We start from the raw sequence: 15,435 nt of genomic DNA, 5'->3' as shown, positions 1-15,435 counted from the left end.
GTTTGCAGAGGTTTTTGGAATCAGTTTTCTATTATAAATTTTAACCGAAATAAAAATAGGTTATTTTTTCCTTACGTCCAAATGATTTGAAAAAACATTTTGTTGTTTTACAATAATTAGAAGATCGGTATTTTCCATATTTCCGTGAATGGCGTAACAAAGAACCGTTGAAACCTTGTTATGAAGAACTAAACGCGCATTCGGAAAAAGAATTAATTAATTTTTTTGATCTGCAAAGGTTGGGTAGGATTTAGGTAGAAAGAGATAGGCTTAAGTGTGATAGCTTACTGACAACCTTTGCATTAAGCAATTAAAAGAATGCGAAAATTACGTAAAGGGGAGAGGTATGCGCTATGGCGAGACCTTGCTAATACATTTAATAAAGTAAAAAGATTACCGCGTCACTGCGTTCCTCGTAATGACGAGTATAAAAAATCGATTATGCCATCCAATGGCAGATCGCTTCTTCGCTGTGCTCATCGTGATGACGGCGAGAGCGGAAGGAGTGAGCAGGTAAAATTTGATTTATCGAAATCTTATCGGCCTTTCAAGGCTATCTATAAAGGAAATTATAACAGCAGTAGAACATTGTTCTCGCTGCTCATGGTCTGGTTTGTTGTGTTGTTTAGTGATGCCCAGGCGCAGTCCGCTGGAGAGCGGGCTGCCGATGGGCTAAACAAGATCAAGCCACTGGAAATAGGGGATAGGGTGCCCGAAGAGCTGTGGGAGAGCACAGTGGAGATCCAATTTACAGACGGACGTAAACAGTCCCTTCGCCTAGACGAATTGTGCGGCAAATTGATACTGATTGATTTCTGGGCATCGTGGTGTGCGTCCTGTATCGAGGGATTTCCCAAAATGGAAAAAATCCAACAAAAGTACGGAGATGATGTTGCTGTACTGTTGGTGAATACCGTCCAGAATAGGGATACCGAGGAGCGTGTCAATAAACTGTTTTCCGGTTACAGCGTGAAACATGGGTACTCACTTTCACTTCCTTACATCCTGCAGGACAGTGTTTTTCAGACAATGTTTCCGCATAATACCATTCCACATATTGTATGGATCAATAAGGATGGTGTATTGATCGCCAATTCCTATCCTTCCGCATTAACTTCAAAAAACATCGAGGCTGTTTTAACCGGTGGCAGTGCGGTTATACACCAGAAAAAACTACAGGAAGTTACGGACCGTCCGGTCAAACTGATTAACGAAGGCAATATCGTATCCGGTTCCTTTTTTACCACCCATCAGGAGGGTTATAAAGCACACGGTGGGAAAATATACGAGGACAATAACCAGACCATTTATCAGGTGATCAACATGAGTTTGCTGCGGGCGCTCAGTTCGCTTTTTCGACCCGAAATTAATGGGCTCCCCTCGCGGCAATGGGTCTTTGATACGACAGAAGGTGCCGAATGGAAACACGATATTTTACTGAATAGAGGCTATGATAAGATGTTTTGCTACCACGGAGTCCATAATAAAAATGTGGGTATGGAAGAAGCCAGGGCTGTATACAAACAGGATTTCAGGAGGGTGTTTGATATAAATGTCGCAAGGCGTGATACCATACACGATGTCTTCGAAGTACACTTTAACGATAATATACAACGTATAAAGACTAAGGGAGGAATACGACAGGCGATGGTAGACTCGGCCGAGGAACCCGTAGTTTTCCAGAATATAGATCTCGATTTTGTGATCAATCATTTGAGCGTCTACTTCGATAAACCCCTGATTCTCGACACAGCTTACAGGGCATCTGTAGATATTGTTATCCCGCCTGACTTTTTCGATTATACACTCGGCGCAAAGTTGGAATTTCTGTCTGCACGTGGTGTGGATCTAATGCCTGTCACACGGCGCACAGAAGTCGTCCACTTCTATAAAAGTTCCGGAAAGGAGGGCGAAGCGATATGAAAGCGTTAATGTGTGTACTATTATTCTTTACTACCCTGCTTACAGTTAGTGGGCAGACAGGCAAGGCCCCGTTACAGGGGAGAATTTTGTCTGCAGGCACGCAACATCCGGTGGAAGGCGCGCGGATCGACGATATAAACGGCTTACATATTACTGTCACCGACAACAAAGGTTATTTTAATATTGCTGCCCGCGAATATCCGGTTTCGTTAAAGATTTCTTCCATGGGCCACCGGGATACCGTAGTGGTTTTTGATCCTACGCAGCAGCCCTTTACCGTATATCTACAGGAGATCATAAACCAACTGCAAGAAGTGAACATACAGACGGGATACCAGACGCTGAAACCCAACGAAGTGACGGGAGCTGTGGAGGTAGTTTCCAAAGAAACCCTGAACCAACAGACCGGCACCAATATCTTACAGCGGCTGAACAATGTCACCGCAGGTATACGTTTTGACAACCAGCCTATAGTAAGTCCCGACCGGCAGAAGCTGAATGTCTCCGTGCGCGGTCTGAGCACCATAAACGGTAATCTGGATCCACTAGTGGTATTGGACGGCTTTATATACGAAGGCGATATCAACAACATCGACCCCAATAGCATCGAATCGGTCACGATTTTGAAAGATGCTGCCGCCAGCTCCATCTGGGGGGCGAGAGCGGGTAATGGCGTAATAGTAATAACCTCAAAGAAAGGTGCTTTTTCGGTAGATTCGCCCACCAGCGTATCCTTTAACAGCACAATGATATGGCGGAACAAACCTGATCTGCACCAGATCTATCAGTTGGACAATGCCGATTTTATCAAAACGGAGGAGATGCTCTACCATAACGGATATTACGACTGGATCGTCAAAGGACTGGATTACATGGCCGTCACACCTGCCATCGATATTTTTGACAGACGGTGCCTGGGATTGATAACGGCTTCGGACTCCGCCGCGGCCATTCAGAACCTGCTGCTACAGGACGGAAGAGCTGCCTATGCAGATAATTTTTATACCACACCATTTTCCAATCAGTACAGCCTGAATTTAACAGGAGGCGCACAGCGGAATACCTATGGGCTCTCGGTGGGTTATACCGGGGCGCGGAATGAAAACAGCGTACGGGACAGAAAGATAAATCTGCAGCTTACCAACAGTTACAGGCCGACCGATAAATTGCAGATCGACCTGAATGTTCTTTATACCCGTGCAGACAATGAATCGGGAACACCAGCTTACGAGTCATTGTCTTTTAATGGCAAGCGAGTTCCGTACCTACAGTTTACTGACCAAATTGGTGGTGAAATACCTTTTTTTATGGATTACAGGCAACTTGTTTTGGAGGATAGATATGCCAGTGGATTTCAGGGCTGGGCGTATTACCCGCTTTCGGATTACAGAAATGCGAAAATCAATGCAGTCCGAAACGAATTGTATGCTACAGTAGCGGTGCGCTATAAGCTGCTGCGTATGCTCGATCTCAATACGAGTGTGCAATATCAACAGCAGACAGTGGATCAGATCAATCTGTATCAGCAGGACAGCCATTATGCCCGGAGATATATAAACCAGTTTACCGAAGTAGATCCCAATACCGGAGCTGTAAAATATAATGTTCCAGTCGGTGGGATAAAGGATCAGGATAATGCAAGGGTCTCTTCGTACACAGCACGGAGTCAGTTGAACCTGAATGAGACCAGGGGCGACCATCGGATCGTGGGAATTGTTGGAGCGGAGATCCGCCAAATTCTGACAGAAGGGAACAGCTTTACAGCATACGGTTATAATGATGATCCGTTGCGGACAGCGCCCGTAGACCACGTAAAAACATTTCGAATCAACCCCACAAACCAGGCGCGGACGATCACCGGCCATCCCCTGTACTCAAGACGCATAAACAGGTTCGTATCATTATATGGTAACGGAAGCTATATCTTCAAAAATAGATACGCACTCTCCGGAAGTATCAGAAGGGACGGAGGTAATATATTTGGTGCCGCTACGAACGATAAATGGTCTCCGCTGTGGTCCATCGGAGGGTCATGGGATGCAGCGAATGAAGAATTTCTCAAATGGGAATTCATGGACCGGCTAAAATTTAGGACCACGTTTGGCTATAGCGGAAATGTCGATCTGCGTAAGACACCAGATCCTGTGGCAAGCATAACAACCGGTACCTACACGTTGTTCCCCGCACTGACCATAGGCACAATAAATGATCCTGAGCTACGGTGGGAAAAAATTTCCACCCTGAATTTTGGATTGGACTTTTCGGTATTTAACGGTAGGATCAGTGGCTCGTTTGATCATTATATTAAAGATGGACGTGACCTCTACGGCTTGACAGCTTTCGATTACACGGCATGGGGCAGACAGAGTACCGTGACAAAAAATGTGGGCAGAATGGAAGGGAGAGGCTGGGATATTACCTTAAATGTTAAGAATATCGATCGTGTGTTTAAATGGGATACCCGGTATATCCTGAATTTAAACAGAAATAAAACAGTAGAATACTATAATACCGTCAACTCCGGCGTGAGTTCATTTTTGAGCAACGGTAATACGATAACACCGATTGTCGGTATGCCGCTTAATGCGCTTGCCGGATTCAGATGGCTTGGTCTCAACGAGGAAGGCGATCCTATGGGTATGTTGGATGGCGCACCAAGCACGAACTACATCGGCATAAATACGCAGTCCCTGTACGAGGGGGAAGACAGTGGCAGCATCGTTTTCTACGGTTCCGCGAAACCTCAGATTTTTGGATCCATGATCAATTCATTTGGATGGAAAGATTTTTCGTTCACCTTCAACGTCAGCTTTAGAGGCAATTATTACTTTCGGAAGCCGGTTACTTCCTATACCAGCCTGTTCAGCAATGGTACGGTATATCCTGATTTCGAGGAGCGTTGGCAGGCCCCCGGAGATGAAAACAGTACAGATGTTCCCGGTATGCAATACCCTTTAAAATCTAACAGAGACAGTTTTTATGGGCAGGCCGAGATAAATATACATCGGGCAGATCACCTCCGTTTAGAATATATTACTGCATCATGGCACAAGGGCTTGATGCTGGGCGGCAAACAGATCAATAGTCGTTTGTATGGCAACGTTGCCAATCTCGGGCTCTTATGGACAGCCAATAAAAAGGGGATAGATCCAGAGTTTGCGTATCGCCTGACTCCACCGACGACATTTTCTTTGGGTATTCAGATAGATTATTAACTCCTAACAGAACACGATGAAAACAATAAAAAAATACCGATTAATGCTGATGTGCGTACTCCTGTGTACGTTATTGCCATCCTGCGAGAAGTACCTCAACGTGAAGTCAGATGCCAGATTGGTCAGGCCGGATGATTTGGAGAGCTTGCAGCAGATCCTCGATGCCTCGCAGAACATGAATTTTAACATCTGTGCATATGGTGAGGTGGCTGCGGATGACTACTTTTTGAAACAAGCGAGCTTTAATAGTCTTGCTGACGAACAGAAGCGGGCCTATGTCTGGGAAAATTATGTTTATAATTTCAACAATGACTGGGCGCGCGCGTACTATACTGTTTTTAATGCCAATACGGTATTGGACAGGTTAGGACAGATAGAGCGTACTCCGGCGAATAGTGCCACCTTTGACGCGATAAAGGGAGCTGCGCTCTATTTTCGAGCGTTGCAGTATTTAAGTTTGGTGTGGACATATGCGAGAGCATACAATTCGGGTACGGCAGAAGAAGATCTGGGCATTGTTTTACGTACGTCGGCAAATTTTAACGATCCTTCTTCGAGGTCATCGGTGGCAGCATCGTACACTGCAATATTGGCTGATCTGAAAGCGGCCGAAGATTTAGTGCCTGCAAGTACAGCTCATGTGATGAGACCATCTAAAAGTGCTGTATATGGGAGTTTGGCGCGTACATATCTTTCTATGGCCCGCTACGATTCTGCTTATTATTATTCAAATGCATTATTGCAGGTAAATGATCAGCTGTTGGATTTTAATGAAAATGATGATATGAACAGTGCCGTTACCTATCCTTTTTCGAGATTTAACCGTGAAACTGTATTTTACGCCGAGCTGACGACAGCCAATCCGCAGATAGGAGAAAGTAATCTGAGGATAGACACCAACCTATATGGTTCGTACAGTGACGACGATCTGCGAAAAGTAGCCTATTTTAGGCTGAACACGGATGGGTATCGATCTTACCGGGGTAGCTACTCGTCAGCCAACCGTATGTTTGGCGGGATAGCGACCAATGAAATGTACCTGATCCGGGCAGAATGCGCTGCAAGGATGGGTAAAGCGGCGGAGGCTCTTAAGGATCTGAATATACTGCTGAAACATAGGTTTAGACATGATACATTTCAACCCTTGGTCGTCGACAACGATCAGGAAGTTTTGACCTTGATATTGCAGGAGAGGAGGAAAGAACTCATTTTCCGGGGTCTACGTTGGATGGACATAAAGCGTCTGAACGAGACCGGAAGCAGTATCCGGATAGAAAGAAAACTAGAAGATAGAGAATATACGTTGATGCCTGGGGACAATAGGTTTGCGTTACCTATTCCAGACGACGTGATCAAACTATCTGGTATGCCGCAAAATCCTATTTAGTTTAACAAAGAAAACCGTCCGCGCTTGCGCGGACGGTTCCCCTCCAAAAGAATTCTTACTAGTTTCGATTGGATATTTCGGGTTCTGTCGGGCTTTCACCTCCGGTCTTTTCTGGGGTATAGCCGGTAGGACTCTGAGATGCACCTAACTGTATCTTATTGGGATCCAATGTACCTGACGATGTCAGGTCGTCCGTATCAACCGCCATGGAACACGCCAGGTTTTCTCCACTGCAGGACTGCCCGTTTGGCGTATCGCTCCAGTTTGATTCGTCTTCTACCTCACTGGGATTTGTTGGATCACCGTGAAAATAGATCGTAACCGGGGCTAATATTTTTTTTGTTCCTTGATCAGCCATTTTAAATGCTGAGAATCCGAGTATTGTAACTACCGCTGCGATAGCTAAAAATTGTGTTTTGATGAATTTATTCATCTTATGGTCTTTTTTATAATAGCAAAAAAAGGTTGCCTCAAAAAACTTTATGTCAAGTTTGATCTCTCTTCGATCTTTAGCGGGGTGGAGTGATCACTAAAGCCCCGGATATACTTTTTACGGGGTATATCAGCACGTATCATAATTTATACCCATACCGGCCTACCCGGGAAGGGAGCAAACTTTCTTGGAAAACGCCTATAAACAACTAAAACAATATGGTAGACCGGTATCGAGACAAACAATAGGAAGGTACGAAACAGCTTGATGGATTTTTTATAGCGTATAGCTGTATCGATTGGGTTGGTTGGGCCACTCAAGTACCAACCGAGGGTCGATAGCCCCAATAACACTATATTCACCAGCAGGTGCCATTCCCATGATAGTCCAGAAAATACCGAAGCGCATCCACAGGGCTTTTTGGCGTAAAGACCGGCTACACCTAAAGCGATGTATATGGTAAAGATCAATAGGAGTAGGGCGGAAAGGAGGTAGGGATTAAAAACCACGTCATTGCGATGAGCGAAGCGAGGAAGCAATCTTTGTTTATTTAAAAGATTGCGTCGGTCATCCTTTCCTCGCGATGACGCCACGAACGCAAGTAGTAACGCTATTACCAACTCCGTCAAAGGAAGCGCCCAATATAGGATATCTGCCCACCAATTCGGAAAGGGTTGCCGCAGTAATGAAACGTGGAAAGCTTTTAGTCCCCACAATTTATCCAGTGCAACGTACAGCCAAAAGATCATCAGAAAAATCTGCAGGCTATAACCAATTATATGTCTTTTTCTTGTTTTCATTTTTGCTATATCTTTATTTCTAGATACGGTTACTTAATTAGTACCGATTGTCTAAAACAAAGGTATAGCACAAATCATACGTGGACTTGTCCAGTTCCGATTTCTTGATTTAACAGGTTTCGAAAAGTAAGATAGTTTTGTGGTTCGCCGAGGATTACAATGGCTTTATAAAAATATTTCGAAATGCAATGGAGTCGGTATGGTTTTGCAAAGCAATCTTACCGTTACTGTAGGTCGCAAAATCTGGATACGCTTTCATGTGGCTATCTGCAACTTGTTGTTTAAATGTTATGCTGTTAATATCCGATGTAAAGGTGAGCTTGTCGTTGAGCCAAAAGCTCACTATGCCGTTCTGCTGTTTTATCCGGCTTCGATTCCAGCTGTTATATGGCGCGGGGTTAGAATCTGCAGCCTTACAATCCACACCGTACAGACAACCCGCCCAATGGGTCGAATCTTTTTTGTGACGTTCTTCCGCATGCGCATTGTCCAGAAGTTGCATTTCAAGTCCTGTTGCAAATGTTGCGGCATACTTCGCTTCTTCTTCGACATTGATAAATACACCACTATTTCCACCTTTTGCCACTTTCCAGTCAAATAGTAATTCGAAATCATGGTAACTGCTATCGGCAACCAGATCCGCAAAGACACCGTCCGGTTTTCGAGGATCGCAGATAAGCTCCCCATCTTTAACGGTCCATTTCGATGAGGTATCGCCCAGATTGTACAGGTGCCAGCCATTTAGGCTTTTCCCGTCGAACAAAAGCTTCCATCCCTCGCGCTGCTGGGCGGAGCTCAGTGTATTGATGCCTTGTTCGTTCGACGTGCAGCCAATGATAAAAAGTGCAGCTATACAGTAGTATAAAAGTTTCATAGGCTGCTAAGATAATTAATGTGCTTCCCATTTCAAATGGGCGCTGATCTTTTCCATAGGAACTTCGTTGCTATTCGTCAAATCGTAAAAGTATTCACATTGCCACTTTTGGCTAGCTAGCGCTTGGCGATTTGTTGGCGTGTCCCAGGCAGGGTAGAGGCGGAAGCCCCGCTTGCCTTCTTTTTGCGCACTACTGAGGATCTGTTTACCAGCGAGTGCCGCCTTTGGGAAAATAAATATACCCAATTGATGATCCTGCCGAACAGCTATAATGTAGCAATCAAAAGGATCATCAAGTTGAAAAGGCTGGGTTTGTCCATCTGCGCCTCTTTTCCAGAGCGTAACAAACTGCCCGACTTTCTTTGGCGTTATTTTAGCCTTACGGTATTTAACGGCCATGGCATTCAATCGGAAGTTGTATCCACTATATTCCTCGGCTTCTTGATCCGCTTCAAGGGCGTTAACACTTAGGCCAAGTGGCTCGAATAAGATCTGTTCTAATACCCGTAGTTCATCCGTCATGCTGCAAAGGTAATGCTATTATTTGCCCTTTATAAATTCGATCGCCTGTTCAAGCAATTCGTCTTTTCCATTTCGTATGCCCTCGATAGTCGGTTTAACCTCGATGTCCGGAATAATTCCTACACGCTGCGTTTCAGTACCATCCGGATAATACACGCCTATCCCCGAAATTGCAGTACCGAGACCACCTGGAAGATAAAATCGAGAAACATTGCCATCTGCTCCAGCCGTAGTACTCCCGATCACTGTTGTGTTTTGTCCTGCTTGGAGAGACATCGCCGCGTACTCAGCCGCACTCTGTGAGGTCTCATTTAACAGAACGACGACTGGACCGGCATAGCTTTTATTGTCATTTGGTATATCAGCACCTTTTCTAAAGATAAACTCGCCAGGATTATTAGCAACTGAGCTTGTAAATTTAACGAATGAAGTCGGAGATGACAGGAAATACGAACCGAGACTAAAGAGCGTAAATGGAGCCGGATAATTACGGATGTCGATAATAATGCCCTTTGCATCTTTAAAGTGTTGCTTTATTAACGGTATATCATCATCTTTGATCGTTTGTAAAGTAATATATCCGATGCTATCTTCGAGCATCTTATAAGATTCAGGCGGTTTTTGGTTAATCCGGGTGAACGTCCTAAGGCTGTCACTCGAATAAAGCGCCAAGATCTTCGTTTGTTTTTGGCCACTAACAGATGTAAATTCGATCGTTATGGATTCCTTATTTGATCGCAATAGGTCGTAAGCCATATTACGTAGCTGTGTCGGTTTGTTGGAAGCGGGATAATAGGGTGTTTGTTTGGTTATGATATCGTCTATCTTTTTTCCGTCAATGCTATGGATAACGTCGCCAACGGTGAGCCCGGTTCTTTCTTGCAGTTCGGGATAGAAAAAGTCGGTTACCGTAAGCTTTTCTTCAATAAAGCGTACCCGGAAGGGCGCGTAGTTTTTTCCTTTCCATTCGGCGATTTTATCTCCTCCTTCCCAAAGAGTAGCGTGTGTATCGTTTACTTCGGCTATGATCTGGAGTACAGCTAGTTCGTAAGCTAATTCATCTTTTGCTTGTATAAACATTGGCAGGTATTCGGATAATGTCATATCCCAATTCTTGTCTGTTAGGTGTCGGTAAGGGAAGAGGTAATTTACGATGTTCCAATATCTGAACAATGATAGCAATCTGAATCCGTCATCGGGATAAGAAGTCATCGCATAGGATTTTTCATTTTTGAAATCGGGGTTTCCAACATTTGGATGCCAGCTGACGTAATGTTGCTTTTCAGATTGTCGATTTTTATAGACATGCTTTAGCGCATTTTTGAGGTTTTCGGTCTGTTTCTCGACCCAACCTAAGTCGGCCCTTAAAAAAGCATTGCTCGCTGTAGTAACGCAATTTTGGCAGGATTTGACTTCGCCCAACGAACTGATCCAATGAACAAGCATCTTGTCTCGCTCTACTTTTCCTTTGTTAAGGAGATAATTTGGAACAAACCGAAACAATTCGTAATCCCAATTGAAATTGCCTTTGGCTATCTCTGGATGGTGATATTTTAAAAATCCCCAAATCTTTCCCAACAATTCAAGATCGTCTAATTGTTGTGCGCTTAGTTCCTGGAGTTCGACCAATGAACCGTTATCAAATTCTTTATCGGTGAGTGCTTTGGGCATTTGTTTTTGAATCTCCTGCAACGTCTGAATATCCTGACTATCGATCTTTACGACAAAGTCGTCAAACCAGGCTTCTCCTTTGCCAGATAATATGCCTGCCACGTAAATAGTTTCTCCGTACTCGGGATAGGGTAATGTTATGCTATATTTCTGCCAGTCTTTTGTACCCTTGACTTGCTGACTCTGCATGTTATCAAGAGCAAGCAATTCACCGTTGCCATCAATGCGCAGCAACAGTCCAGCAAAGCCATCAACATCTTTTATTTTTATGTTTCCCTCCAGCTGGATTGTTCGGCCATCGTAATTGGCTGGAATACTGTATACAATACAACCGAAGCTGTTACCCCCCGGGTCCGAGGTTATCTTTCCTGCGAAATTTCCCGAAAGAGCGGACGAATCGATGGACAGGTCATAATTATTCCATTTAAACCAACCTGTTGGGAGGCTTTCATTTACTTTCTTATCTTCAAATCCCAGGTTAAATTTGTTCGTGTCCTGCGCTCGGGAAGTTATTGTAAGACAAAGTATTGTAATGAGGATAAGAAACGGAAATACTTTTTTTTTCATCAGTCTTTGTGGTTTATTGGGAAAGCACAAAATAAGTCTTTTTTTGGACCGGTACAAATCTTCACCATTTTTTATTCTTCTCCCGTTCGCAATCGCCGTACATATTCACTAACACTCATGCCGGCCTGTGTTTTAAAAAAGCGACTGAACGAATAAATGGAGCTATAATTAAGCACATAAGCAGTTTGGGTAGCGGTCTGACCTTCGCGGAGGTATTCTTTTGCTTTTTCCAGTAGCAGTTCTTCTCGTAGGTCGCTTAAGGTCGTGTCTAGATTAAAGGTACGGAGGAAATAAATCTAAAAATCGGTTAAAGTTGTGGTAGTACTGATAAAAGTTGTGATTTTTTTTGGTTAAAGTTGAGAAAATGTTGGTGAAAATTGGGGTAATACTGGTGGAGGTTGTGATAATTTTGGTAAAAGTTGTGATAATTTTGGTAAAAATTGGGATAATGCGGGTAAAAGTTGGGGTAAGATTAATTTAATATAAATTTAATGGGTAGATATAATGATTTGATAATCAGTTTTTATTAACTTTACCTTACATCACTTAAACTAAAATTAGCCATGCCACAATTTATCAGTATTCCGAGTGTTATCGAACGCCAGAATAAACCTATTACGCAACTTACAGCTCCATTGGACAAGCGTCTCCAACTTTTTGAATCAGGTGCTGGATATTTAGTGGGCAATCTGGCCCTCTCCCAGGGGCTTGCTCCTTACCGGAACATCAACAGTTCCCCTGCTTCGATCGATTACCAGCTATTGGCTAAAGCCGGTCTACTGGTAGCTTCGGGTGCAAAATCAGGTGAATTGGTTTTAACGATTGGATTCCCTTCGGCTGTTTATGACTTATACAAGCAGCAAGCAGAAGATTTTTTTGCCCTAAGGGATGTCATGATTGATTATCAGCTAGATACAATCAACAGTATTGAACGCGGCCGTACGCAGCTAACCATTACCCATTTGGAAATAACTTCTGAAATACTGGGCTGTATCAATGGGTTGCGCAAAGGGCCGCAGGCTGAAGCCGATAATTTCTTTATCGTGAGCTTAGGGTACGGCACCTGCGAAACAGCGCTGAGTACCACCGCTGGACCGGTAGCCCGTACCTGTATGAGTGCGCCTGGACTCCGTTATGCCGTCAATAATCTCTATCAGGAGCTGAGTGGTAGCTATTACCTTGGTATGAAAAATGAACACATGATCAATCAGGGTTTCCAAAAGGGAGAAATTGTAATTGACCGGAAGCGTAAAGATCTGCTTGGACTGCGACGCAACCACCTTGCTGGTTATTACGAAGAAATTCTGTCTCCAACATTCAGAAAAGCATTTACGGATTCTGATTACGAACAGGCGAGTAAACTGTATCTTGTGGGTGGAGGAGCGCTTTATCCTGAGCTGTTAGAGCTATTTCAGCGCGAATTTGACGGTGTACTGGATATTATTGTTCCTGAGGATGCCGGTAATACCGCGGCCATGGGATATTATCATCGATCGGCACAATGGTGTGGTCCAAACCATACGCAAAAGGCGGTAGGGCTGGATATTGGAAATGCCTATACGGTAATCGGTACGCCATCAGCAGCTAAGGTGGAGAATACGGTACCGATTACGAACAATAATTTTCAATCAACATTTTCTGCAGTAACCGATTAACTGTAGTAAGTAGGGTTCAGCGCCTATAGCTGCTGAACCCTAAAATACAATGCGCAGGTCAAGTGGCTCGAATAAGATTTGTTGTAATATCGTTAACTCTTCGCTCGTGTTTCAAAGATAGTGCTACTATTTTTCTTTAATAAGCGATATGGCTTTTTCCAACAATTCATCTTTTCCATTGCGTATCCCTTCGACAGTTGGTTTAACCTCGATGTCTGGAATAATGCCTACACGCTGTGTTTCCGTGCCATCAGGATAATAAATACCTACGCCCGAAATTGCAGTACGGAGGCCACCGGGAAGCCATATTTCCGAAACATTCCCGTCGGCTCCCGCCGTTGTACTTCCCATGATGGTCGTATTTGTACCAGCCCTAAAGGCCATAGCCGTATATTCGGATTGGCTGATGCTTAACTCGTTGACAAGGACGACGACAGGTCCTTTGTAATGCTTTTGCTTGTTGGTTATTTTTAGATTATCAGAAAGCGTAAAAAAGCCAGGATGATCCAGACTTCCCGTAGTGAACTTCACAAAGGGGCTGCTTCCTGAAATGAAATAAGAGCCTAACGTAAATGGAACGAATGTGGCAGGATAGTTCCTGATATCTATGATGATGCCTTTTGCCTGACCAAAATCCTTCTTGATATGAGGAATGTCTTCCGACTTTATCGTCTGTAAGGTGATGTACCCGATATTATCGTCGAGCATTTTAAAAGATTCAGGCGGTTTTGGGTTGATCCGCGTGTAGGTACGGAGGCTATCACCGGGATAGAGCGTCAATACCTTCGTTTGCTTTGCGCCATTAGCGGAAGTAAATTCGATCTCTATGGATTCCTTATCGGATCGCAACAGATCATATGCCATATTACGCAACTGTGCCGGTTTGTTGGATGCAGGGTAATAGCGTGAACGCTCGGTAATGATATCTCCAATTTTTTTCCCGTCGATACTATGGATTACATCACCGACGGCAAGTCCGGTACTTTCCTGCAGCTCGGGATAGTAAAGGTAGGTTACCGTAAGTTTATCTTCTATAAAACGGGTCTGGAATGTGGGGTAATTAATACCTTTCCATGCCGCGATTTTATCGGCCCCTTGGCCAAGACCTGCGTGTGTATCGTTAACCTCGGCTATGATTTGGAGTACAGCAAGTTCGTAAGCTAATTCGTCTTTTGCCTGTATAAAAACGGGTAAGTATTCCTTTAACGTCGTATCCCAATTCTTGTCTGTTAAATATTTATAAGGAAAGAAATAGTTGATCATATTCCAATAGCGGTAAAGAGAGAGCAGCCTGAAACCGTCGTCGGGGTATGACATTTTTGCATAGGCTTGTTCGTTTTTAAACAGCGGGTTTCCAACTCCTGCTGCCATGCCAATATAATAGTGTTCGTCACCTGTACGGTTAATATAGACATGTAGTAGTGCCGTTCTTAATTTGTCATGCTGACGTTCGATCCACGAAAAATCAGGCTTTAAATGAGTTTCGGAGGGAGCTTCCAGACAAGGTTGGCATGCTTTTACCTCGCCTAAAGAATAGATCCAACTCACCAAAAGATCATCTCGTTGCGTGTCTATATTTGCATCAATATACTTCGGTAGAAAACGGAACAGTTCATAATCCCAATTGAAGTTTCCTTTGGCAATCTCAGGATGATGATATTTTAAGAAGCCCCAGATTCTACCCAATAGCTCTAAATTATCCAGTTGCTTTGGTGATAATTTGGATAGATTTATAGTAGATCCGTTATCAAACTCTTTGTCTGTTTGTGCTTTTGGTAATTGCTTCTCTTGTAGCATCTGCACGTCCTGACCATCGATTGTGACCACAAAGTCATCAAACCAGGCTTCGCCTTTTCCAGATAGCATACCCGCTACAAGGATAAGTTCTCCATCTTCCGGATAATCGAGCGTGACGCTGTATTTTTGCCAATCTTTGGTGCCTTTTACCTGTTGATTCTGCATGTTATCAAAAACGAGTGATTTTCCATTGCCATCAATACGGAGCAACAACCCGGCAAAGCCTTCAACGTCTTTTATTTTCATGTATCCTTCTAGCTTGATCGTTTTGCCACTGTAATTGGCTGGAATGCTATACGCAATACTTCCGAAGCTACCGCTCGCTTCATCAGACGTGATCTTTGCAGCGAGATTGCCCGAATGATTAAGCGAATCGACGGATAGATTATAAGTCCCCCATTTAAACCAACCTGTTGCTAGGGCGGCATTTGCTTTTTTTTCTTCAAAACCTAAATTAAATTTATCGTTTTGCTGGGCGTGGCAGTATATCGTGAAGAAAGTAAATATTACGGTCAGAATGCTTTTCATAAGTATAGAGCGGTTTAATTAAATAACATACTCTAAAATAACAATTTTTGGACGCTAAATGAA

Annotated in this window: 11 protein-coding genes; 4 read left to right on the top strand and 7 right to left on the bottom strand. The window is 43.7% G+C overall.

Features of this window, described 5'->3' with window-relative positions; all coding sequences use genetic code 11:
- Positions 1 to 318: 318 nt before the first annotated feature.
- Genes FAZ19_RS11905 through FAZ19_RS11895 form a run of 3 tightly spaced genes read left to right on the top strand, consistent with a single transcriptional unit; the run spans position 319 to position 6,525 of the window.
- Positions 319 to 1,923, top strand: coding sequence for a TlpA family protein disulfide reductase (locus tag FAZ19_RS11905; protein WP_136820943.1), 1,605 nt, complete (start codon positions 319 to 321; stop codon positions 1,921 to 1,923).
- Positions 1,920 to 5,138, top strand: coding sequence for a SusC/RagA family TonB-linked outer membrane protein (locus tag FAZ19_RS11900; RefSeq protein ID WP_136820942.1), 3,219 nt, complete (start codon positions 1,920 to 1,922; stop codon positions 5,136 to 5,138). Before FAZ19_RS11905 ends, FAZ19_RS11900 begins: the two co-directional genes overlap by 4 nt.
- Before the next feature lie 16 nt (positions 5,139 to 5,154).
- Positions 5,155 to 6,525, top strand: a complete 1,371-nt coding sequence (locus tag FAZ19_RS11895; RefSeq protein ID WP_136820941.1) for a RagB/SusD family nutrient uptake outer membrane protein — start codon at positions 5,155 to 5,157, stop codon at positions 6,523 to 6,525.
- Between the two features lie 58 nt (positions 6,526 to 6,583).
- Here the strand turns inward: FAZ19_RS11895 and FAZ19_RS11890 are convergent, their stop codons facing one another.
- The 6 genes from FAZ19_RS11890 to FAZ19_RS24490 all read right to left on the bottom strand — a co-directional run bounded on the left by FAZ19_RS11890 (position 6,584) and on the right by FAZ19_RS24490 (position 11,688).
- Positions 6,584 to 6,958, bottom strand: a complete 375-nt coding sequence (locus FAZ19_RS11890; RefSeq protein ID WP_136820940.1) for a hypothetical protein — start codon at positions 6,956 to 6,958, stop codon at positions 6,584 to 6,586.
- A 146-nt stretch (positions 6,959 to 7,104) separates the two neighbouring features.
- Positions 7,105 to 7,758: a MauE/DoxX family redox-associated membrane protein gene (locus FAZ19_RS11885; RefSeq protein ID WP_136820939.1), complete on the bottom strand. Its 654-nt coding sequence runs from the start codon at positions 7,756 to 7,758 to the stop codon at positions 7,105 to 7,107.
- A gap of 154 nt (positions 7,759 to 7,912) precedes the next feature.
- Positions 7,913 to 8,632 (bottom strand): 3-keto-disaccharide hydrolase, encoded by a 720-nt coding sequence (locus tag FAZ19_RS11880; RefSeq protein ID WP_136820938.1) that lies wholly within the window; start codon positions 8,630 to 8,632, stop codon positions 7,913 to 7,915.
- 15 nt (positions 8,633 to 8,647) lie between these two features.
- On the bottom strand, positions 8,648 to 9,154 hold the full coding sequence (locus FAZ19_RS11875; protein ID WP_136820937.1) for a MepB family protein: 507 nt from the start codon (positions 9,152 to 9,154) through the stop codon (positions 8,648 to 8,650).
- An 18-nt stretch (positions 9,155 to 9,172) separates the two neighbouring features.
- Positions 9,173 to 11,392, bottom strand: coding sequence for a S41 family peptidase (locus FAZ19_RS11870; protein WP_136820936.1), 2,220 nt, complete (start codon positions 11,390 to 11,392; stop codon positions 9,173 to 9,175).
- A 71-nt stretch (positions 11,393 to 11,463) separates the two neighbouring features.
- Positions 11,464 to 11,688 carry a helix-turn-helix domain-containing protein gene (locus tag FAZ19_RS24490; protein ID WP_136821209.1) on the bottom strand — a complete coding sequence of 75 codons (225 nt, stop codon included), beginning with the start codon at positions 11,686 to 11,688 and terminating at the stop codon, positions 11,464 to 11,466.
- Between the two features lie 267 nt (positions 11,689 to 11,955).
- Here FAZ19_RS24490 and FAZ19_RS11860 point away from each other — a divergent pair, with 267 nt between their 5' ends.
- Complete coding sequence (locus FAZ19_RS11860) at positions 11,956 to 13,047, top strand: ParM/StbA family protein (protein WP_136820935.1); 1,092 nt, start codon at positions 11,956 to 11,958, stop codon at positions 13,045 to 13,047.
- 126 nt (positions 13,048 to 13,173) lie between these two features.
- Here FAZ19_RS11860 and FAZ19_RS11855 read toward each other — a convergent pair whose 3' ends face one another.
- Positions 13,174 to 15,372 (bottom strand): S41 family peptidase, encoded by a 2,199-nt coding sequence (locus FAZ19_RS11855; RefSeq protein WP_136820934.1) that lies wholly within the window; start codon positions 15,370 to 15,372, stop codon positions 13,174 to 13,176.
- Positions 15,373 to 15,435 lie beyond the last annotated feature (63 nt).

Source organism: Sphingobacterium alkalisoli (assembly GCF_005049105.1).
GTDB lineage: Bacteria > Bacteroidota > Bacteroidia > Sphingobacteriales > Sphingobacteriaceae > Sphingobacterium > Sphingobacterium alkalisoli.
Note: the sequence above shows the minus strand (reverse complement) of the source record. Positions and strands in the feature narration are given on the sequence as shown.

Bases quoted from the DNA above. Each gene is read 5' to 3' on its own strand.
- FAZ19_RS11905 (WP_136820943.1), top strand. From the start codon at position 319: ATGCGAAAATTACGTAAAGGGGAGAGGTATGCGCTATGGCGAGACCTT.
- FAZ19_RS11900 (WP_136820942.1), top strand. From the start codon at position 1,920: ATGAAAGCGTTAATGTGTGTACTATTATTCTTTACTACCCTGCTTACA.
- FAZ19_RS11895 (WP_136820941.1), top strand. From the start codon at position 5,155: ATGAAAACAATAAAAAAATACCGATTAATGCTGATGTGCGTACTCCTG.
- FAZ19_RS11890 (WP_136820940.1), bottom strand. From the start codon at position 6,958: ATGAATAAATTCATCAAAACACAATTTTTAGCTATCGCAGCGGTAGTT.
- FAZ19_RS11885 (WP_136820939.1), bottom strand. From the start codon at position 7,758: ATGAAAACAAGAAAAAGACATATAATTGGTTATAGCCTGCAGATTTTT.
- FAZ19_RS11880 (WP_136820938.1), bottom strand. From the start codon at position 8,632: ATGAAACTTTTATACTACTGTATAGCTGCACTTTTTATCATTGGCTGC.
- FAZ19_RS11875 (WP_136820937.1), bottom strand. From the start codon at position 9,154: ATGACGGATGAACTACGGGTATTAGAACAGATCTTATTCGAGCCACTT.
- FAZ19_RS11870 (WP_136820936.1), bottom strand. From the start codon at position 11,392: ATGAAAAAAAAAGTATTTCCGTTTCTTATCCTCATTACAATACTTTGT.
- FAZ19_RS11860 (WP_136820935.1), top strand. From the start codon at position 11,956: ATGCCACAATTTATCAGTATTCCGAGTGTTATCGAACGCCAGAATAAA.
- FAZ19_RS11855 (WP_136820934.1), bottom strand. From the start codon at position 15,372: ATGAAAAGCATTCTGACCGTAATATTTACTTTCTTCACGATATACTGC.